The organism is Bacillus sp. CCB-MMP212 (assembly GCF_022748145.1).
Lineage (GTDB): Bacteria > Bacillota > Bacilli > Bacillales > Bacillaceae_G > Bacillus_A > Bacillus_A cereus.
This window is the reverse complement of the sequence record NZ_JALDQE010000003.1, coordinates 1-18730: the sequence shown is the minus strand read 5'-3', so window position 1 is coordinate 18730 and position 18730 is coordinate 1. Positions and strand designations below refer to the sequence as shown.

Sequence of the window (18730 nt, the reverse complement as noted above, 5' to 3'; positions counted from 1 at the left end):
TTTTCCCCTCTTCCTTATATGAACAAGCCGACAATTATATCAATTACTTTAATTCCAATGAACGGAACGATAACTCCGCCAAGCCCATAAATAAGTAAGTTTCGGCTAAGCAATGCATTAGAACTCATCGGTTTATATGCAATACCTTTCATCGCTAACGGAATGAGTAATGGAATAATAACAGCGTTAAATATTAATGCTGATAAAATCGCTGACAGTGGTGATGTTAACTTCATTATGTTTAGTGCTTCCATTTGCGGAATCGCAAGTGTAAACATCGCTGGAATAATCGCAAAATATTTCGCTATATCATTTGCAATACTAAACGTCGTTAACGCACCACGTGTCATTAACAATTGCTTACCAATTCCTACAACCTCAATAATTTTCGTTGGATTCGAGTCTAAATCAATCATATTCGCTGCTTCTTTCGCAGCTGTCGTACCACTATTCATCGCTAATCCAACGTCAGCCTGTGCTAATGCCGGAGCATCATTTGTACCATCACCTGTCATCGCTACAAGTTTCCCTTTATCTTGCTCTGCTTTAATAACCGCAATTTTATCTTCTGGTTTACACTCGGCAACGAATTCATCTACCCCTGCTTCTTTTGCAATCGTTGCTGCTGTTAACGGATTATCACCTGTACACATAACCGTTTTAATCCCCATTTGACGCAACTGTTCAAAACGCTCACGCATACCCGGTTTTACTGTATCCTTTAAATAAATTAAACCGTAAATACGATTATCTACTGCAACTACAAGTGGTGTTCCGCCCTCTTTTGAAATTAAGTCTGCTTTTTGATTTACATCTTTCGGAATTGTTCCACCTTGTGACCCAACCCATTCAATAACAGCACCGACAGCACCTTTTCTCACTTTCGTTCCGTCTTGTAAATCAACACCGCTCATTCTCGTTTCTGCTTTAAACGGAACAAACTCCCCTTGTTCTGCAAGTTCTCTATTATATGATATAGATTTTCCCTGCACATACTCAATAACAGATCGACCTTCTGGCGTTTCATCTAAAACAGAACTAATAGCAGCCCACTTTCCAACTTGCTCAATCGTTTCATTTCCTACAGGCAATAATGTATGAGCCATCCGGTTTCCAAAAGTAATTGTACCTGTTTTATCTAAAATAATTGTATTAATATCGCCCGCAGCTTCTACTGCTTTCCCTGACATCGCTAACACGTTAAATTTTGTCACCCGGTCCATCCCAGCAATACCAATCGCTGATAGCAAACCACCAATTGTCGTTGGAATTAAACATACTAACAATGCTACGAGTACAGCTGTATCAATTTGAAAACCTAAATAATTTGTAAAAATCGGCAACGTCACAACGACAATCAAGAAGATAAGAGTTAAGCTCGTTAATACTGTATTTAAAGCAATCTCATTCGGCGTTTTTTGACGAGCAGCTCCTTCTACTAAAGAAATCATTTTGTCGATAAATGATTCACCAGGATTACTCGTAATAACAATTGTAATTTCATCACTTACCACCATCGTTCCACCCGTTACGGAACAAAAATCACCACCCGCTTCTTTTATTACAGGAGCTGATTCTCCTGTAATTGCAGATTCATCTACAGACGCTAATCCTTTGATTACTTCACCATCATTCGGAATCATTTCTCCTTGTTTTACGATAACAACATCACCTTTTCTAAGATCAGTTGCTGAAACTTGGACAATGTCTCCATTTTCTTTTACAACATTTGCAAACACATCTTTCTTCGACTGCTTTAAAGAATCGGCTTGTGCTTTACCACGGCCTTCTGCTAATGCTTCTGCAAAATTCGCAAATAAAACTGTAAATAATAGAATGAGAGAAACTGTTATATTAAACCATCCTGGTATACTACTAGAACTGCTTGGAAGAAAAGATAAAATGAACGTAATGATAAATCCAATTTCCACAACGAACATAATCGGATTCTTTATCATGACTTTCGGATTCAATTTCGCAACGGATTGTTTCATCGCATGTGTTACGATATCACGATCCATCGTTTTCGCTTGTCTAACTTCATCTTCTACAGCATGTATTTGTGACTTATTTAATTGTTTTTCTTTTACTACTACCGGTCTCATCATTTACCCTCCATTACTTCAATGTAAGAAATTCTGCAATTGGTCCGAGTACTAACATCGGGAAAAATGTTAATGCACCGACAATTACAATTGTTCCGATGAAGATACCACCAAATAAACTATTATCTGTGCGGAACGTTCCGACTGTTTCTGGCACTACCGTTTTTTCTTTCAACGAAGCTGCCACAGCTAGCATCGTAATTAAACTGAAGTAGCGTCCTAAAAACATAACTAAACCAGTCGTAATATTCCAAAACGGTGTATTATCTCCTAATCCTTCAAATCCAGATCCGTTATTCGCAGCTGACGATGTATATTCATATACAACTTGTGTTAAACCGTGGAAACCGGAATGAGAAATAGCATCCGTTCCTAAATTTGTTGAAAGAGCTAATGCCGAAAATCCTAAAATGAGCAATGGATGAAATAAAATCGTGACTGCGATTAATTTCATTTCCTTACCTTCAATCTTTTTACCTAAAAACTCTGGTGTCCGTCCAACCATTAACCCAGATATAAACACCGCGATAATTGCATACATAATAATGTTTACAAAGCCTGCTCCAACTCCGCCATACACTGTATTTAACATCATATTTACGAGGGGAACTAGACCACCAATTGGTGTTAACGTATCATGCATCGTATTAACAGCGCCTGTTTCAGCAGCTGTCGTTACTGTTGCGTATAGTGAAGAAAATACTGTTCCAAATCGTACTTCTTTCCCTTCTGTACTTCCTTGTACATGTTCGATACCCATTCCATTTAATGCCGGGTTCCCGTTTAGTTCAGATGTCGTAATCGTTATAAACCCTAGTAAAAATACCATAAATAGTGACACGAAAAGAATGCGGCCTTGTTTTTTATTTCCGACCATTCGTCCGTACGTAAATGGAAGTGCTGTTGGTAATAACATCATAAGCATCATTTGCAAAATATTACTCATTTGTCCTGGATTTTCGAAAGGATGCGTAGAGTTTGCTCCGAAAAATCCACCGCCGTTATTTCCAAGTTCCTTAATGGAAACGAATGATGCAACAGGTCCACGTAAAATACTTTGCTTTGCACCTTCAATCGTTTGTGCTGTAACCGCCCCATCTAACGTTTGTGGTACGCCAAGTGCGACAAAAACTAGTGCCACAATAAATGCGATAGGAAGAAACACTCTCGTTAACGCTCTCGTAAAATCAACGAAAAAGTTACCAAGTTCTTTTCCAGCAAGTCCTCTTATAAAAGCCATAACGAGCGCTAATGTCGTTGCTGGTGCCGCAAACATTAAAAATGTAATTCCGATTAATTGTGATAAATAAGATAAACCATTTTCACCGCTATAATGCTGTAAGTTTGTATCAGCCATAAAACTAATTGCTGTATTAAAAGCGAGCGTAGGCTCCATCCCTTCAATATGCGCTGGATTTAGTGGCAGCACACCTTGTAATCTGAAAATGAAGTATACGACAACGATCATAAATCCATTTAATAAAACTAATGATAATGCGTACTGTTTCCACGTTTGATTGTATGCTTTTACACCCGTAATTTTAAAAATAAGTTTTTCAAAAGGCCCGAATACTTTATCTAACGTTTTGCTACCTTGAAAAGCTTTTTCTAAATAAATCCCCGTTGGCTTTGCTACTAAAATAAACAAGAGCATTGTAATAATGACTGCAACCCAAATCATAATGAATAATTCCCCCTAATTAAAACTTCTCTGGATTTAATAATGCATACACTAAATACACTGTAATTGCTGCGACAATAACCGATAAGACAATCATCATGATTGCTTTCCTTCTTTCACAACTTTATCTGACCAACTTGCAAGACTTGCCATCGATGCAACTAATAAAATAAAAATCCCGACCATTACAACATCTAACATAACTATCCCTCTCTTTTTGTTAAAATTTACCATTTAAATATTAAAAAAGAACACTGAGCTCTACTCAGTGTTCAAAAAATGAACAACAAAAAGTAAACCTCCTCTCTAAACGCTTACGAGGTTAGCTGTCGGATTCGGGCCTAAAGAGTAGCCCTACTTTCAAAACTGAAAGATTCACCCCAAGTGACGATGCACAAAATTGGTTCCCCCGCTCCATTTCTGGAACTCAGCGATTTTAGGTTTTTTTGGAAATTTTATGAATGATTTATGAGAGTAAATATACTCCTCTATATTTCACTTGTAAAGGGGGAAATTGCTGAAAATAATAATATTTACATTCATTTAAACGCTTACATTGAAGATTATTACTATTATTTCATCTATTTTCTTTATTTCTCTTTTCTTTTCTTAAAAATGACCTTTTAAATATGAAATAAAATGAGCGAATGACATGAAGTGCATAGCTTGTTGCACTCAGCATTCGCTCTTTTTTATTCACCCTTTATTCTCCTCGTAAAAATGCACGTAAATTTCTCCCACGAATATAAACTTGTGTCAATTCTGCATGTAGCTGCTCATACTCGGTAATATCCATCTCTAAATACAAAGCATCTTTTGATGGTAATATAATATATGGCCCTGGAAAAAGGGGATCAATCTGGACCAATTCTTGAACTCGCTCTACCGATACTGCCCAACGATTTGCTATATCTCCAAGTAATAGTACCTTCATCATTTCTTCCCCCGCCCTATTCAAAAAATAAAAAAGAAATATTATCACAATTTGTAAACACGACAAACTTAGCTCCAATTGTTTTATAGAGCCTCGCTGGATATCGTTTATTCCTTGTAACAACAGTAATAGGTGCTTGAAAAGAAAAACGAATGTGTTCTGTGAAGAAACTAACGATTGGAAGCTCATCCCCTAGTAAAATGACCTTCTTAATACACTCACAAATACTAGTAAAATCCTGCTCCTTACTACAACTATAAGTCCAATCAAACCCACAATTCCTAACTTCAGCCGCTACCTCTTCATTTGCTGTAAAAATAACTAACTCATGTTGAAATGCAACTAGATCTCTTAAACTATTTACCTTACTTTCTTCTCCAACACAAATAAGTGTTAGTTCCATGTACCTCATCCTCCTTAGTATAAAAGAAATCAAACATAGATTGATATTCCCCTATACTAATCAGATCGATGAAGTGATGTATCCATCATGGCACCGTCCTCTCTCAAGACGCTTACGAAGTTAGCTGTCGGATTCGGGCTTTGAGAGTAGCCCTACTTTCAAATTTGAAAGATTCACCCCTAGTGACACTGCACAAATTGGTTCCTCCGCTCCATATAATTGGACTCAGCGTTTACAAAAAAATATATTCTGGCTGATATATTACTCCTGTATTTTGAAAAAGTAAACAGAAAAAAGCCAGTTATAAAACTGGCTTTTCACTTATCTATACACGCGTTCTATTCACTTTATACGCAAAATGATTCGTTGGTCCATGACCACTACCAATATTCAATGGCTCTTCAATTGCTATACTAATAAATCGTTTTGCTTCTTGAACAGCATCTTCAATTGAGTATCCTTTCGCAAGTCCTGCTGTAACCGCTGAAGCAAATGTGCACCCACTTCCGTGCGTTTGCTTTGAAGGAATTCGCTCGCTTCTAAACTCAATAAATTCTTCTCCATCAAAGAGGAAATCAATTACTTCATTACCTTGATATTCTGCATGTCCGCCCTTCATAAGCACATATTTAGCACCTAATTCGTGCAATACTTTTGCAGCTTCCTTACTATCTTCAACGTTATGAATCTCCATCCCAGTTAACACTTCTGCTTCTGGAACATTCGGTGTTATAACGGTTGCTACTGGTAATAAATATTCTTTTAATGCATGAACTGCTTCTTGCTGTAATAATGATGCACCGCCTTTTGCGATCATAACGGGATCTAGCACAATATTATTCCAGCCAAATTTTTCAATTTGTTCTGCAACAATTTGAATTATTTCACTACTAAATAACATTCCTAGTTTCACTGCATCTGGTGTTAAATCCGTACCAATTGAATTCAGCTGTTCTGTAATACCTTCTAACGGAACAGGATATACCCCTTGAACGCCAAGCGTGTTTTGAGCAGTAATTGCCGTAATAGCCGTCATTCCGTATACACCAAGCTCTTGGAATGTTTTTAAATCTGCCTGAATTCCAGCACCGCCGCCGCTATCAGACCCTGCAATTGTTAAAGCTTTATTCACTTTCATCCCACTCATCCTTTTCTATCCAAAATAGCGATGATAAATCGTTTTTGCTTCGCTTATATCTTTCGTTCCATGTACGAGCACACGGCCATCTTTAAAGGCGACTAACCTCTTGTCTTCAACAGAAAATGATAGTAAATATGGATTTACATTTAAATCATTCACGCGACCTTCCAGCAACTCTTTATATTGTTCAAAATTCATTTCTTCTTTATGAGGTGGTCTAATTTGAACTGTATTTCGCCCGCATAAAACTGCTGTTTTTGATGTGTTCTCTTTATTTAAATACGGATATAATGCATTCTCTCCGCATGAAGAACAATTATGCTGGCGAAGCTTTTGCACATTCATACATGAATACTCATTCTTCCACATATCAAACGATACAAGCCCATCTCGAAGTGATTCGTAATCTTCTACTAACAGTTTAAGAGCTTCTGTTACTTGATGAGAAACGACAAGAGATACAGCAGGTGATATAATACCCGCTGTATCACATGTTGCCCCGCCAAGCGGAATCGACTGCAATAAACATGATAAACATGGTGTTTTACTAGGAATGATTGTATAAGAAAGACCGTAACTACCTACACATGCACCGTAAATCCATGGAATAGAATATTTTTGTGCTATATCATTCACAATAAAGCGTGTTTCAAAATTATCAGTCGCATCAATCATTACATCAACGTTTGTAACAAGTTCTTCTAGCTCTTCAGCTGTTACGTCTTGAACGAGAGCTTCTATTGTTACATCGCTATTAATCTCTTCTAAACGTTTTTTAGCCGCTATAGCTTTTGGGAGATTATTCTTTACGTCGCTCTCTGCATACAATTGTTGTCTTTGTAAATTACTCCAATCTACATAATCACGGTCAACAATTGTTATCTTGCCAACACCCGCTCTTACAAACATCTCTGCATTTGCACTACCTAATGCACCTGCACCGATAATAAGTACATGCTTTTCTCTTATCTTTTGCTGCCCTTCTGCTCCAATTGGAGAAAATAGTTCTTGGCGAGAATATCGATTATTCAACTACGCTCATTCCTTCTAAAGGACTACTTGCAGTTGCACAGCGCTTACGTGCAATACGACCTGCTTCAAATCCTAAACGTCCTGCTTCAATACTTAGTTTCATTGCCTGCGCCATTTTAATAGGATCTTTTGCTCCTGATACAGCTGTATTTAATAACACGCCATCTGCTCCTAATTCCATTGCAAATGCCGCATCAGCTGGGCTACCAATACCAGCATCAACGATAACTGGTACTGTCGCTTGTTCAATAATGAAGCCCAAATTTAATGGATTTACAATACCAAGTCCTGATCCGATTGGAGATGCTCCTGGCATAATCGCATGCACGCCAAGCTCTTGTAATTTACGTGCTAATACAACATCATCAGATGTGTACGGAAGTACGATAAATCCTTCTTCCAGTAACATTTCAGATGCCTTTAACGTTTCTACCGGATCCGGTAATAACGTTCTATCATCACCAATAACTTCTACCTTTATCATGTCACAAAGCCCAGAAGCTTTTGCTAATTTTGCAATACGAACAGCCTCTTCAGCGTTTTTTGCCCCTGCTGTATTTGGTAATAACGTATATTTTTTCACATCAAGTTTCTCTAATAAATTAGGTTGCTTTGCATCAAAGATATCCATACGACGTACTGCAAACGTTAAAATTTCAGCTTCAGAAACATCAATTGCCTTTTGCTGTACGTCAAAATCAGGGAATTTACCTGTTCCTAATAACAGTCTAGAATGAAATGAAAATGGTCCAATGTTTAACATAATCAACCGCCTCCTACGAAAGTTACAATCTCAATTTGGTCTCCATCAAAAACAGATGTATCTGTATGATCATCTTTTTGTAAAATATCTTTATTACGCTCTACTACAACAATTCTGTTATCTAGTTCTAAATGTGTAAGTAGCTCAGCTACTGTTTTTACACTCGCTGGCACTTCAATTTGGTTACCATTAATTTTTAAATCCAAACTTCCATCCCCTTTCTAAACTCTTCTAGAAAGCAATGAATCTAGCAAATAATTCTCTTGCTTTCCTTCTATTAAATCAGCCATATATTGGCCAGAAATAGGACTTAATAAAATACCGTTTCGATAATGGCCCGTGCAAGCATATAAACCTTTTATTTCTTCATGCTCTCCCATATAAGGAGCTTCATGGTTCGATTGTGGTCTTAATCCTGCCCACGTGCTTTCCCATTCTGCTTCTTTTAAAGCTGGCAATATTGTATAAGCACGCTCTAATATAGAAGTTATACTTTCTAGCTGCACAGTTTTATTGAACGTATGGTGCTTCATTGTTGCCCCAATTACGTAACGTCCACCGCGCTTTGGAGTAATGTAAAATCTTTCTTGAAAAATAGGTGCTTTTAAAAGTTGTTTTCTACTTCTTACCGCAACCACTTCTCCTTTAACTGGATATGTCCCCCAATCGTGGTGAAAATAACTGAGTAACTTCGTGCTCCATGAACCTCCTGCAATAACGACTTTCTCACATGTGACAATACCTTCACTTGTAATAACTCCAGTCACTTTATTATTTTCAATACGAATATCAAACACTTCTGTCTGTTCATATATATCAGCACCTGACATTGCCGCAGAATGTGCGAATGCTTTCGTAAGCTCTGGTGCAATAACATGACCGTCTTTCGGATAATATACTGCTCCTATAATAGATTCGGATAGATACGGCTCTTTTTCCCGCACATGGTCTCCCGTTAGAAAATAGGAATCTTCACCTGTTTTTTGCTGCCAATCCATAATGTGAAGAATTCTTTCCTTCTCATCTTCATTTTGAGCAATACGATAAATTCCTTTTTCTTCATATCCAATATCAATACCCGTCTTTTCACGTAAAACTGCTGCAAGTTGTGGAAATATAGCTCGGCTTTCTCTAGCAAGTTCAAATAGCGGATCATACGCATCCCATTCTGCCTGAACACCAAGTAGACCAGCAGCTGCTTTTGAAGCTTCCGATGCAATTCTTTGCTTCTCTACAATCGCTACTTTATGTCCTCTTTCTGCTAGAAAATGTGCAACTGAACTACCAATTACACCACCACCAATAATCGCTACATCATACTTCTCACACATGTTTTTCCGCCCACTTTCTTATTGATTCCTTATAAGATTTCACTTTGCTATACGGGTCACTACTACTTACAATTCCGGACATAACTGCTATACCGCTTACACCGTTAGTAAGGACATCCACTGCGTTTTCTGGAGTAATTCCTCCAATTGCTGTAATCGGTATAGATAAACACCTTGCAATGTCAGAAATTTCTTCAAGCCCTCTCGCTGGCACACCTTTTTTACAATCTGTCGGAAATACATGACCATAAACGAGTGAATCCGCTCCATTTTTAAATGCTACTATCGCTTCATCTAGCGAATGCACAGAATAACCGACATGCAAATACGAAAACTTTTCTTTCACTGACTTTACATCTGTGCTTCGATACCCTAGTTGAACACGAGGAATATTTAATAAAATTGCAATATCAATTCGATCATTTATGACAATTTTAGAAGCCGGAAAGCCTTCCATTAAAAGACTTTCCACACCTTCATATAACTCCTTCGTACTCTTCTCACGCTCACGAATATGCAAATAATCAATCTCACTCTCAATTTGCATCGCTACATTCACTAACTCTTCGAATGGCATATGGCCATTTGAGATTACGTGGAGCTCATTTTTCATATTCATTCGCCTACTTTAAAATATTTTCGAATAGTTCATCGGCTGGAACGGTTTCTTTCGTCATTCCTTTGTCCTTCAGCCATTTATTTTGTTTCTCCCAAGATTCTTTTGAATCTGATAAAAATGGCTCATCTTTCGTTTCCATCTTCTCTAATAAAATTTTCATACTTTCCTTTTCAACTTCTGGCACAAGTGGGAAGTTTTCTTTTTCTTGATGATTTAATAAAATATTCAATGCTTCATCTGGGTTTTTCTTCATGAAATCATAGCCTTTTTTCGTACCACGTAAGAAAGCTTGCAACGCTTCTTTATCTTTTTTCAACGTTTTATCACCTGTTACAAACACAAGTTCATGATAGTTCGGTACTCCGTAATCAGCTGGATTAAAGTAAGCTGGTTCATGGCCTTCATGACGCATAACCGGTACTTCATGATTAATGTATGCCCCTGTTACCGCATCCACTTTTTTCGTAATTAAGGCTGGTACTAAATCAAATCCAACATCAACTACTTTCACTGTATCAGGATTACCACCAGCTTCTTTTACCATCGTTTTTAAATACATCTCACTTAAAGGTGTTCCAGAATATCCTACTGTTTTTCCTTCTAAATCTTTCGGTGATTGAATACCCGCTGATTTCAGCGATACGACATGATTTAATGGTGAACGTACGACAGCCCCAATTGATTTCACTGGAATTTGCTCATTTGCTCTTGCCATAACAACATCTGGCTGATAATACAAGCCAACTGTCACCTTCCCTGCTGCTGCCAATGTTAATGGATCAGTCGGATTAGAAGGGAATTTAATATTTACCTTTACACCTTCTTCTTTAAAGTATCCTTTTTCAATTGCTGCATAAATAAAGCTATGTACCGCATTTGGATACCAATCTAACATGACTGTTATTTCTTTCTCTTTTTTACTTTTTTCTGATGCTGAATTACTTGAACATCCTGTAATCATTGCAATTAATAATGTAAACACAAAGATGCGCTTTAAAAATTTCATGAATGCTTCCTCCAACTAATGAATTTCTTTTCTAATATGGAAATAAGTACGACGAAGAAAATAGCTAATAATGATAACAATACAATGGGTGCAAATACGCCAGCTCCATCTAACTGCGTCATCATTCTCTTACTGAAATATCCAAGTCCAGCTTGTGCACCGAGCCATTCTCCAATTGCTGCTCCGATAACACTAAGCGGAACTGCAATTTTTAAAGCTGAGAAAAAATAAGGAAGAGCAGACGGCAACTTTAATTTAAGAAAAATATCTCTTTTCGTTGCTCCATATGTAACTAAGAGCTCCTCCCATTCTTTTTTTGTACTACGCAGTCCATCATACGTATTGACCGCAATCGGGAAAAACGTAATTAAAACTGTGACAACAACCTTACTCCAAATTGTGTATCCAAACCATAAAACAAATAGCGGAGCAAGCGCAGTAATCGGAATCGTTTGTGAAGCAACTAATAATGGATAAAATGCTCTTTCCATCCATGTACTCGCATTCATTAACATCGCTAGCCCTACACCTAATACGATAGAAATAACAACACCTATTAAAACGACGTATAACGTTGCAGGTAAATGAACCGTAAATAATATGTCTTTTAGTTTCCATATCTTCATTACAATCGCAGACGGTGACGGTAAAATGTACATCTCATCTACAATTCTTGCTCCTATTTCCCACACAGCTAGTAAAATACTAGAAAGTGTAATAGCAGGAACTAATTCTTTCAATCGGTTCATCACACAAGTACCTGCCTTTGTAACATACTAAGAAGCTCATCTTTCAGCGCTAATACTTCCGGTTTATATAAATCTTTTCGTGTTCTGTTATGATCAAGTGGTACAATCCGCTCAGTCAAAGTCGTTATCGGCTGCTGTTCCACTACTAAAACTCGGTTCGAAAGAAATAACGCTTCTTCAACATCATGAGTAATGAATAAAATTGTTTTTTCCCACTCTTGCCATTGTTCAAACAGCCATTCTTGCAAAGAGGCCTTCGTTAAAGCATCTAACGCGCTAAACGGTTCATCTAATAACAATATCTCCCCGCCCGTTAACAAAGTTCGGATAAAAGATACGCGTTGCCTCATACCACCAGATAAATCTTTCGGATGTTTTGTCTCATATCCTTGTAAACCAAATTTATATAACAGTTCCTTTGCCTTTACTTGTGCTTCTTTCTTCTGTACACCTTGGCACTCTAGCGGCAGAGCAGCATTCTCAATAATTGTTCTCCACGGCAAAAGCATATCTTTTTGCGGCATATATCCTACAGGATGGTGCTTTGTTTCTGTCAGTTCTATCTTTCCAGTACTTACCTTCTCTAGGCCTGTAATAAGGCGAAATAAAGTACTTTTCCCACATCCACTCGGTCCGATAATACTGACAAACTCTTTCTCATGTATAGAAGCATTTAATTCATGGATGATTGGTTTCTCATCGTAATGAAAAGAAACATTATGAAACTGTAGTATGTTCTTGCTCCTCAAATCCCCACATCTCCTTACGATAGGACATATCCCAGAATAAATATTCAAATCGACTGGAATATAAGAAAATCTCCTCTAATCTATCTAGTTCTTTCTCAGACTTTCCAACTGCCATTTCATTTAATAAATCTATTAACCAAATACAAAGATTACCGTATTCTTCCGAACTATATCCTTGAATCCACTCACCAAAAAACTCATGATTTCTTGCTCCAGGAATATCATTTAAACGCTTTCCAATTTCCCAGTAGCTCCACATACATGGAAGAAGCGCTGCTATTAATTCTGCAAGTGTGCCATTTTGAGATACAGACATCATGTAATTTGTATAAGCTAAATTTTTAGCAGATGGTTTTGCAGACTCTATCTCCTCTATAGAAATTCCAAGTCTTTTTGCATATTGTTTATGGATTGTCATTTCGCCATTTAATATTCCATCAATTTGTTCAGCGAACTTTCCCATTACTTGTGGATTCGTTGCTTTTACAACACCAATCGCATATAATTTTGCATAATCTAGCAGATATAAATAATCTTGAATAATATAATACTGAAATTTATCTTTTTCTAACGTGCCATCTCCCATACCCACTACAAACGGATGATTATGACTCATCTCCCAAACCGGTTGCACAGTTTCTAATAATCTATCGCAAAATTTCATTTCTCTATCCCCTTTCAATATATGTATCTAAATAAAAAACCACTTCTATATATAAGAAGTGGTTACAGCAAATAAAATTATACATTTATTCGATGTTCCACTTCCCTTCGCTAGTATTACCTAGATCAGGTGTTATAAGGGTTAAGGATTATTCCTCTCTCAGCAAATCAAGCACCCCTAGTGGTTTCAATATGAAATTTCCAAATAAAAAAGCCCCGTTTCTATACGCAAAGAAACGGGGACTCATTGTTAGTGTCCGAATTGCTTCCCTACGCTAGCATAATCTAGATCAGGTAATAAAAAGGATCAAAGGCTTACGGCCCACTCTCAGCTGGCAACACCAGCTCTCCTAGCAAACTATAAAATTATCACTGTCAGTATAACACCCTAATAAGACATCATCAACTATTTTAATTTTCTTAATTATCAACAAAAATTAAAGTTATACAATATATACATTCTATTTTAGAAAATAAAACTCCAATTAATTGTTTAAAAAGGAATCATTATCCTCAAAAAATTTATTTTTATATTGATTTCATATTACATTTATGTGAATACACCCACTATATTATATCTTTATACTATAATAAAATTACAACTATACAACTAGAGGAGGTCTCTATTCCATGAATATGAAAGCTACTGCTTTAACAGCAACTACTGTAGCGATTGCTTCTTTACTTCCTTCTATGGGTGAAACAAATGTACAAAAAGCAAACGCTGAACAATTATCTAATGTTAAAACTGGGTATGTCAAAGTCGATCAAGTAGCATTACATACAGAAGATAACGTAAAGAGCACATCAATTGATACAATTCGCTTTAATACAAAAGTGAACATCCTTGAAACAACTAATGGTTGGTATAAAGTATCTGTTCATAATAAAGTAGGTTATGTACAAAAAGATGCTATTTTACTAAAAAACAAACTTCAATCTAATGATCAATACATCGTCAATGCTAATGCATTAAACGTTCGCTCTGAACCTAATTTAGAATCTTCCATTTTAGATGTATTACCAAATGGCAAGTTTATTACCGTTCAAGAAGATCAAGGCGAATGGTATAAAATATCACATAATGGCCAAACGGGTTACGTACAAAAAGCATTCATCTCTAATGGTTCACAACCCTTAGTAAAAGGAATCACCGTTCAAAATAATACAAAATATACTGTTGCAACACCTAATCTGAATGTACGTAGCAACACTAGTACAAGTAGCGCTCTACTCGGTTCATTACAAAACGGTACACAAGTACAAGTAGTAGAAACTGTAGGAACTTGGTATAAAATTCGTTTTGGCACAGGATACGGATATGTAGCAAAACACTATGTAGTACAAAATCAACCACAGACTAAAACAGATCAGCCTTCATCTATTCCAGCTACTTTCAAATTCCCTGCTCAAGGAAGAATTAGCTCAACCTTTGATATACGCTGGGAACAAATGCATTATGGTATAGATATTGCTGCTCCAGGGAACGTCTCTATCCAAGCTGCTGCTGCAGGTAAAGTTGTGAAATCTTATTATTCAGCTAGCTATGGCAATGTTGTGTTCATTGTGCATCAAATCAATGGGAAATTATATACAACTGTTTATGCTCATATGAAGGATCGCACTGTACAAACTGGTGATCAAGTACAAGCTGGACAATTAGTAGGTCATATGGGCAACACAGGTCATTCATACGGGCAACATCTTCATTTTGAATTACATAATGGAGAATGGAATTTTGAAAAAACAAATGCAGTAAATCCACTGCCATATTTAGTTAGGTAAATTGTATGCCACGCAATATACCTCTTATAATTGAATACGCAGCCTTTTTAGGTTTAATCTGTTGTTTAATCATTTACAATACAAACATTGTATTTTTATCTATTATTATTGCTTTTGTTGCATTAGAAATTATGATGGAATCATTTCAAGTGCAACTAAAACAAAAAATTGCCCATATTTATAACGCTATATTTCTTTTGAGTGCTCTCATAACAAATATAATTAGTAATGGCTTTTATTTATCTACTGTATTTCCAGTATTCTTTATGGCTGTTTTATTATTTGTAGCTAGATATATTAATGTCCCTTATAACCAAAAACAAGAACAAGAAGCTTAGAAAGAGGAGACACTGTGTACCTATCTTTCAAAGATGCTCCAATAAAATACATATTGCATTTGTATAAGAAAGCCAATACTTTTTTTGGTATACAAGGAAGTTATACTGCACAACTTCTCCTATATGGAATGTTGTTTCTTGTTTTAATCACTTTCTCCTTGTTTTACTAACAAAAAAGGATCTCACATAAACTGGAGATCCTTTTTAATTTATATTAATTTTTCATATCGAAAATATTGTTTATCCACAAGCATATTTTTCATAAATAAAGCTCAGATTATATTTTTTCTCTAAGCTCATTCGTTGTTCGTCATCGCACCAATAGAAAAGAATATCATGAATCGTTGCGTAACGCTTATTTTTAAGAAATAGCCTAAAGAATGATGGTAAACAATCATGTAATTGTATAAATATATAATTGCGTAGTGTTTCTTCTTTATATTCAATGCCCTTACAAATATACAGTAATTCTTCACAATAATATGCATGCTGTGGAACTTGTATCATCTCGAAAAATGGCACATAAGATAGTAGCTTTCCAATAAAATGACCGTATCGATCCATTACTCCTATCGTCATATGCTCCATCATTTCTTTCATTACATATAAATAATCATCTACATGTGTTGTCTTTAATGGGTCTAAGCGATCGGAAATTTGAGATAATACAGCTCTTTGACATGCTAAAACTGCCTGACTAGGTCCATAATATGATAGGAAATCTGTACACTTACGATATTTCCGTAATAAATCATGTGTATATAAATCATATACGAAAGTATTACAATACATTGCTAAACTCATCATATCACTATTTAATTGCTCTTTTGATAATGATTTCGCTCTCTTGCACATATAAAAGAATGTAAATTCCAATACTTCTTTATGAGATAATAAATGTTTACAATCGGTTATACATTTCTCATTAAATTTAACTCTATCCCAAATTTCAATATCCCTATCTGTCAATTCACCTATACGATATTTAATAATTAAATAGTTTAAAGCAACTGATTGCGTCAAAAGATCCCATGTTTCATATTCCAATGAAGTATGAACAAACTCAGCTAATCCTTGTGCTATCATAAAAGCATTTGCCTCTTCATACCAACCAATCTCTTGGCATAAGCGAAGAATACGCACTAAAGTTGGAATTTCATCTTTATGAAACTGCGGTAAATTCTTTACTTTATTCATGCCATATACGATAAATGCCGCTAAATTTTCTTCTTTATAAAATTCTTTCTCTTTCCATACTAATATAGTTCGTTCTTTCCCCTCACCTTTTGGGTGACAAGGTACAAGCAAAGAAAATAATTCAGCAAAATTATTTGGTTCTATATATGTATCTGTAACCAAATTCCAATTTGGATCGCCCTGTACAGCCTTCATATAATTCCCCTTCCCTTTTCATCTATGTAGGAAATATTAATTTATTATCGTACCACTAAAAATTAATATTGTTATATTCAAAATCTCTCATAATACTTATATCTATCAGTATATCATCTTTTCTCTTATTAAAAATGAAGAATAACAAATTTAAAAAAACTGTGGAAATTATTAACCATATCCTTATTATATAATGTCTCAGATACATCACGCTAACATATTAGTTTAATCCATATATACTAGAATAATGCATCTGAACTTTATATATAATTTAGCTCTTTATGAGTGACCATTAAAATCTCGGTTAATTAAAGTTTCAATTTACTCTGTACGCTCTGAGATTTCGCTCAAGGCAAATCCAGCTTGATCATCTGCCGATTCCCTTATAGCTAAATCTCCTAGTGCTAACATGCCAATAAGCTGACCACTATCAACTACTGGTAACCGTCTAATTTGATACTGTGCCATTAGCTCTGTAGCTTTTTCAATAGAATCATTTGGAGAAACTGAGATAATATTTGTTGTCATTACATTTGTAATTTTATTAGATCCAGGATGTTTTTCAGCAATCCCTCGAACAACTAAATCTCGATCAGTAACAAGCCCAACAACTTGCTCATTTTCAACAACAGGAATTAACCCAACCGATTCTTCCTTCATTTTTACAGCTGCCTCATATACATTGTCTAGCGGTGTACAATGTACAATATGGGTACTCATTAAGTCTCTAACTCGTGTCATTATTTATTTCCTCCTTTTTATACATACCATAGCTTTTCCAAAATTCCTTTATTTATTTCTGGAAAGTAAAATGATAAAAAGGATCAACAAAATAAAAAAGAGCCAGCATAATGCTGACTCTTTTTTGTATGACCCGTACGGGATTCGAACCCGTGTTACCGCCGTGAAAGGGCGGTGTCTTAACCACTTGACCAACGGGCCATGGCTCCGCAGGTAGGACTCGAACCTACGACCGATCGGTTAACAGCCGATAGCTCTACCACTGAGCTACTGCGGAATAATATATGGTGGGCCTAAATGGACTCGAACCATCGACCTCACGCTTATCAGGCGTGCGCTCTAACCAGCTGAGCTATAGGCCCATATACTTTACAGGGGCAGTAGGAATCGAACCCACACTGGAGGTTTTGGAGACCTCAGTTCTACCTTTAAACTATGCCCCTAAATGATGCCGGCTAGAGGACTTGAACCCCCAACCTACTGATTACAAGTCAGTTGCTCTACCAATTGAGCTAAGCCGGCATAAAAAAATGGTGGCTCGGGACGGAATCGAACCGCCGACACGAGGATTTTCAGTCCTCTGCTCTACCGACTGAGCTACCGAGCCAACATAAATGGCGGTCCCGACCGGGGTCGAACCGGCGATCTCCTGCGTGACAGGCAGGCATGTTAACCACTACACCACGGGACCATTTGGTTGCGGGGACAGGATTTGAACCTGCGACCTTCGGGTTATGAGCCCGACGAGCTACCGTGCTGCTCCACCCCGCGACAATATTAAATTAAAAAATGGAGGAGGTAGAGGGATTCGAACCCCCGCGCGACTCTCGCCGCCTGTCGGTTTTCAAGACCGATCCCTTCAGCCGAACTTGGGTATACCTCCATGAAGGAAAAAATAAATATTTTATTATTATATGTCTAAACCATTTTTAAAAATGGAGGAGGTAGAGGGATTCGAACCCCCGCGCGATTCTCACCGCCTGTCGGTTTTCAAGACCGATCCCTTCAGCCGAACTTGGGTATACCTCCGAGACATATATTAAATAAAGTGGAGCCTAGCGGGATCGAACCGCTGACCTCCTGCGTGCAAGGCAGGCGCTCTCCCAGCTGAGCTAAGGCCCCATGTTTTTTGGAATATCGGGAAGACAGGATTTGAACCTGCGACCCCCTGGTCCCAAACCAGGTGCTCTACCAAGCTGAGCCACTTCCCGTTAATAAAAGCGCGCCCGAGAGGAGTCGAACCCCTAACCTCTTGATCCGTAGTCAAACGCTCTATCCAATTGAGCTACGGGCGCATA

At 37.0% G+C, this 18730-nt stretch carries 21 protein-coding genes, 13 tRNA genes and 4 riboswitches; of the genes, 2 read left to right on the top strand and 32 right to left on the bottom strand.

Annotated features, from left to right (window positions below; translation table 11 throughout):
* Window positions 1-14: 14 nt before the first annotated feature.
* The 17 genes from kdpB to tenA all read right to left on the bottom strand — a co-directional run bounded on the left by kdpB (window position 15) and on the right by tenA (window position 13177).
* A complete protein-coding gene (gene kdpB, locus MRP26_RS08480; protein WP_029441657.1) occupies window positions 15-2105 on the bottom strand; it encodes a potassium-transporting ATPase subunit KdpB in 2091 nt (696 codons plus the stop codon).
* A gap of 13 nt (window positions 2106-2118) precedes the next feature.
* Window positions 2119-3786: a potassium-transporting ATPase subunit KdpA gene (gene kdpA / locus MRP26_RS08475; RefSeq protein ID WP_242806105.1), complete on the bottom strand. Its 1668-nt coding sequence runs from the start codon at window positions 3784-3786 to the stop codon at window positions 2119-2121.
* 19 nt (window positions 3787-3805) lie between these two features.
* On the bottom strand, window positions 3806-3883 hold the full coding sequence (gene kdpF / locus MRP26_RS08470) for a K(+)-transporting ATPase subunit F (RefSeq protein ID WP_223153441.1): 78 nt from the start codon (window positions 3881-3883) through the stop codon (window positions 3806-3808).
* Window positions 3883-3987, bottom strand: coding sequence for a SipW-dependent-type signal peptide-containing protein (locus MRP26_RS08465; protein WP_000887894.1), 105 nt, complete (start codon window positions 3985-3987; stop codon window positions 3883-3885). Before MRP26_RS08465 ends, kdpF begins: the two co-directional genes overlap by 1 nt.
* Before the next feature lie 96 nt (window positions 3988-4083).
* A riboswitch (cyclic di-AMP (ydaO/yuaA leader) is annotated at window positions 4084-4229 on the bottom strand.
* Window positions 4230-4363: 134 nt separating this feature from the next.
* On the bottom strand, window positions 4364-4486 hold the full coding sequence (locus tag MRP26_RS30760) for a hypothetical protein (protein WP_001034421.1): 123 nt from the start codon (window positions 4484-4486) through the stop codon (window positions 4364-4366).
* A 3-nt stretch (window positions 4487-4489) separates the two neighbouring features.
* Window positions 4490-4723: a hypothetical protein gene (locus MRP26_RS08460; protein ID WP_002025339.1), complete on the bottom strand. Its 234-nt coding sequence runs from the start codon at window positions 4721-4723 to the stop codon at window positions 4490-4492.
* 13 nt (window positions 4724-4736) lie between these two features.
* Window positions 4737-5123, bottom strand: coding sequence for a hypothetical protein (locus MRP26_RS08455; protein WP_142245191.1), 387 nt, complete (start codon window positions 5121-5123; stop codon window positions 4737-4739).
* A gap of 93 nt (window positions 5124-5216) precedes the next feature.
* Window positions 5217-5364, bottom strand: a riboswitch (cyclic di-AMP (ydaO/yuaA leader).
* Window positions 5365-5448: 84 nt separating this feature from the next.
* On the bottom strand, window positions 5449-6261 hold the full coding sequence (gene thiD, locus MRP26_RS08450) for a bifunctional hydroxymethylpyrimidine kinase/phosphomethylpyrimidine kinase (protein ID WP_064532548.1): 813 nt from the start codon (window positions 6259-6261) through the stop codon (window positions 5449-5451).
* A 15-nt stretch (window positions 6262-6276) separates the two neighbouring features.
* Window positions 6277-7296: a thiazole biosynthesis adenylyltransferase ThiF gene (gene thiF, locus MRP26_RS08445; protein WP_098251182.1), complete on the bottom strand. Its 1020-nt coding sequence runs from the start codon at window positions 7294-7296 to the stop codon at window positions 6277-6279.
* Window positions 7289-8059 carry a thiazole synthase gene (gene thiG, locus MRP26_RS08440; protein ID WP_000931980.1) on the bottom strand — a complete coding sequence of 257 codons (771 nt, stop codon included), beginning with the start codon at window positions 8057-8059 and terminating at the stop codon, window positions 7289-7291. Before thiG ends, thiF begins: the two co-directional genes overlap by 8 nt.
* A 2-nt stretch (window positions 8060-8061) precedes the next feature.
* Window positions 8062-8265 (bottom strand): sulfur carrier protein ThiS, encoded by a 204-nt coding sequence (gene thiS / locus MRP26_RS08435; RefSeq protein ID WP_064532541.1) that lies wholly within the window; start codon window positions 8263-8265, stop codon window positions 8062-8064.
* A gap of 15 nt (window positions 8266-8280) precedes the next feature.
* Window positions 8281-9390 carry a glycine oxidase ThiO gene (gene thiO / locus MRP26_RS08430; RefSeq protein WP_064532539.1) on the bottom strand — a complete coding sequence of 370 codons (1110 nt, stop codon included), beginning with the start codon at window positions 9388-9390 and terminating at the stop codon, window positions 8281-8283.
* On the bottom strand, window positions 9383-10003 hold the full coding sequence (gene tenI, locus MRP26_RS08425; protein ID WP_098679311.1) for a thiazole tautomerase TenI: 621 nt from the start codon (window positions 10001-10003) through the stop codon (window positions 9383-9385). Before tenI ends, thiO begins: the two co-directional genes overlap by 8 nt.
* Window positions 10004-10013: 10 nt before the next feature.
* Entirely contained in the window at window positions 10014-11015 is a 1002-nt protein-coding gene (locus MRP26_RS08420) for an ABC transporter substrate-binding protein (RefSeq protein WP_000670422.1), read from the bottom strand.
* Complete coding sequence (locus MRP26_RS08415; RefSeq protein ID WP_001080857.1) at window positions 11012-11764, bottom strand: ABC transporter permease; 753 nt, start codon at window positions 11762-11764, stop codon at window positions 11012-11014. The genes MRP26_RS08420 and MRP26_RS08415 overlap by 4 nt, the downstream gene beginning before the upstream one ends.
* Window positions 11764-12513, bottom strand: a complete 750-nt coding sequence (locus tag MRP26_RS08410) for an ABC transporter ATP-binding protein (protein ID WP_001256790.1) — start codon at window positions 12511-12513, stop codon at window positions 11764-11766. The genes MRP26_RS08415 and MRP26_RS08410 overlap by 1 nt, the downstream gene beginning before the upstream one ends.
* Window positions 12482-13177, bottom strand: a complete 696-nt coding sequence (gene tenA, locus MRP26_RS08405; RefSeq protein WP_001991944.1) for a thiaminase II — start codon at window positions 13175-13177, stop codon at window positions 12482-12484. The genes MRP26_RS08410 and tenA overlap by 32 nt, the downstream gene beginning before the upstream one ends.
* An 85-nt stretch (window positions 13178-13262) precedes the next feature.
* Window positions 13263-13366: riboswitch (TPP riboswitch) on the bottom strand.
* Window positions 13367-13426: 60 nt separating this feature from the next.
* Window positions 13427-13538: riboswitch (TPP riboswitch) on the bottom strand.
* A gap of 268 nt (window positions 13539-13806) precedes the next feature.
* Between tenA and MRP26_RS08400 the strand changes: the two genes are divergently transcribed.
* Together MRP26_RS08400 and MRP26_RS08395 are read left to right on the top strand one after the other, a co-directional pair.
* Window positions 13807-14961: an SH3 domain-containing protein gene (locus MRP26_RS08400; RefSeq protein ID WP_242806104.1), complete on the top strand. Its 1155-nt coding sequence runs from the start codon at window positions 13807-13809 to the stop codon at window positions 14959-14961.
* A gap of 5 nt (window positions 14962-14966) precedes the next feature.
* Entirely contained in the window at window positions 14967-15299 is a 333-nt protein-coding gene (locus tag MRP26_RS08395) for a hypothetical protein (protein ID WP_098447571.1), read from the top strand.
* A 240-nt stretch (window positions 15300-15539) separates the two neighbouring features.
* On the opposite strand, the gene MRP26_RS08390 is transcribed toward MRP26_RS08395, so the two are convergent.
* From MRP26_RS08390 to MRP26_RS08320, 15 genes are all read right to left on the bottom strand, one after another.
* Window positions 15540-16691 (bottom strand): DUF3965 domain-containing protein, encoded by a 1152-nt coding sequence (locus MRP26_RS08390; RefSeq protein ID WP_000648915.1) that lies wholly within the window; start codon window positions 16689-16691, stop codon window positions 15540-15542.
* Between the two features lie 321 nt (window positions 16692-17012).
* A complete protein-coding gene (locus tag MRP26_RS08385; RefSeq protein WP_000199012.1) occupies window positions 17013-17432 on the bottom strand; it encodes a CBS domain-containing protein in 420 nt (139 codons plus the stop codon).
* Between the two features lie 129 nt (window positions 17433-17561).
* Window positions 17562-17633: transfer RNA gene (locus MRP26_RS08380), tRNA-Glu, on the bottom strand.
* 1 nt (window position 17634) lies between these two features.
* Window positions 17635-17709 (bottom strand) — tRNA-Asn (locus MRP26_RS08375).
* A gap of 8 nt (window positions 17710-17717) precedes the next feature.
* Window positions 17718-17794 (bottom strand) — tRNA-Ile (locus MRP26_RS08370).
* Between the two features lie 10 nt (window positions 17795-17804).
* A tRNA-Trp gene (locus MRP26_RS08365) sits at window positions 17805-17875 on the bottom strand.
* A 6-nt stretch (window positions 17876-17881) separates the two neighbouring features.
* Window positions 17882-17954, bottom strand: a tRNA-Thr gene (locus MRP26_RS08360).
* 9 nt (window positions 17955-17963) lie between these two features.
* Window positions 17964-18039: transfer RNA gene (locus tag MRP26_RS08355), tRNA-Phe, on the bottom strand.
* Window positions 18040-18047: 8 nt separating this feature from the next.
* Window positions 18048-18123: transfer RNA gene (locus tag MRP26_RS08350), tRNA-Asp, on the bottom strand.
* Between the two features lie 3 nt (window positions 18124-18126).
* Window positions 18127-18203: transfer RNA gene (locus MRP26_RS08345), tRNA-Met, on the bottom strand.
* A gap of 19 nt (window positions 18204-18222) precedes the next feature.
* Window positions 18223-18315 (bottom strand) — tRNA-Ser (locus MRP26_RS08340).
* A gap of 53 nt (window positions 18316-18368) precedes the next feature.
* Window positions 18369-18461: transfer RNA gene (locus tag MRP26_RS08335), tRNA-Ser, on the bottom strand.
* A gap of 20 nt (window positions 18462-18481) precedes the next feature.
* Window positions 18482-18554, bottom strand: a tRNA-Ala gene (locus MRP26_RS08330).
* A gap of 15 nt (window positions 18555-18569) precedes the next feature.
* Window positions 18570-18643, bottom strand: a tRNA-Pro gene (locus tag MRP26_RS08325).
* 10 nt (window positions 18644-18653) lie between these two features.
* Window positions 18654-18727: transfer RNA gene (locus tag MRP26_RS08320), tRNA-Arg, on the bottom strand.
* Between the last annotated feature and the right edge of the window lie 3 nt (window positions 18728-18730).

Coding starts and splice junctions, on each gene's coding strand:
- MRP26_RS08400 (WP_242806104.1), top strand. CDS start 13,807: ATGAATATGAAAGCTACTGCTTTAACAGCAACTACTGTAGCGATTGCT.
- thiO (WP_064532539.1), bottom strand. CDS start 9,390: ATGTGTGAGAAGTATGATGTAGCGATTATTGGTGGTGGTGTAATTGGT.
- tenA (WP_001991944.1), bottom strand. CDS start 13,177: ATGAAATTTTGCGATAGATTATTAGAAACTGTGCAACCGGTTTGGGAG.
- tenI (WP_098679311.1), bottom strand. CDS start 10,003: ATGAAAAATGAGCTCCACGTAATCTCAAATGGCCATATGCCATTCGAA.
- kdpF (WP_223153441.1), bottom strand. CDS start 3,883: ATGATTGTCTTATCGGTTATTGTCGCAGCAATTACAGTGTATTTAGTG.
- thiD (WP_064532548.1), bottom strand. CDS start 6,261: ATGAAAGTGAATAAAGCTTTAACAATTGCAGGGTCTGATAGCGGCGGC.
- kdpB (WP_029441657.1), bottom strand. CDS start 2,105: ATGAGACCGGTAGTAGTAAAAGAAAAACAATTAAATAAGTCACAAATA.
- MRP26_RS08460 (WP_002025339.1), bottom strand. CDS start 4,723: ATGATGAAGGTACTATTACTTGGAGATATAGCAAATCGTTGGGCAGTA.
- thiG (WP_000931980.1), bottom strand. CDS start 8,059: ATGTTAAACATTGGACCATTTTCATTTCATTCTAGACTGTTATTAGGA.
- MRP26_RS08395 (WP_098447571.1), top strand. CDS start 14,967: ATGCCACGCAATATACCTCTTATAATTGAATACGCAGCCTTTTTAGGT.
- MRP26_RS08385 (WP_000199012.1), bottom strand. CDS start 17,432: ATGACACGAGTTAGAGACTTAATGAGTACCCATATTGTACATTGTACA.
- kdpA (WP_242806105.1), bottom strand. CDS start 3,786: ATGATTTGGGTTGCAGTCATTATTACAATGCTCTTGTTTATTTTAGTA.
- MRP26_RS08455 (WP_142245191.1), bottom strand. CDS start 5,123: ATGGAACTAACACTTATTTGTGTTGGAGAAGAAAGTAAGGTAAATAGT.
- MRP26_RS08415 (WP_001080857.1), bottom strand. CDS start 11,764: ATGAACCGATTGAAAGAATTAGTTCCTGCTATTACACTTTCTAGTATT.
- MRP26_RS08465 (WP_000887894.1), bottom strand. CDS start 3,987: ATGTTAGATGTTGTAATGGTCGGGATTTTTATTTTATTAGTTGCATCG.
- MRP26_RS08420 (WP_000670422.1), bottom strand. CDS start 11,015: ATGAAATTTTTAAAGCGCATCTTTGTGTTTACATTATTAATTGCAATG.
- MRP26_RS08390 (WP_000648915.1), bottom strand. CDS start 16,691: ATGAAGGCTGTACAGGGCGATCCAAATTGGAATTTGGTTACAGATACA.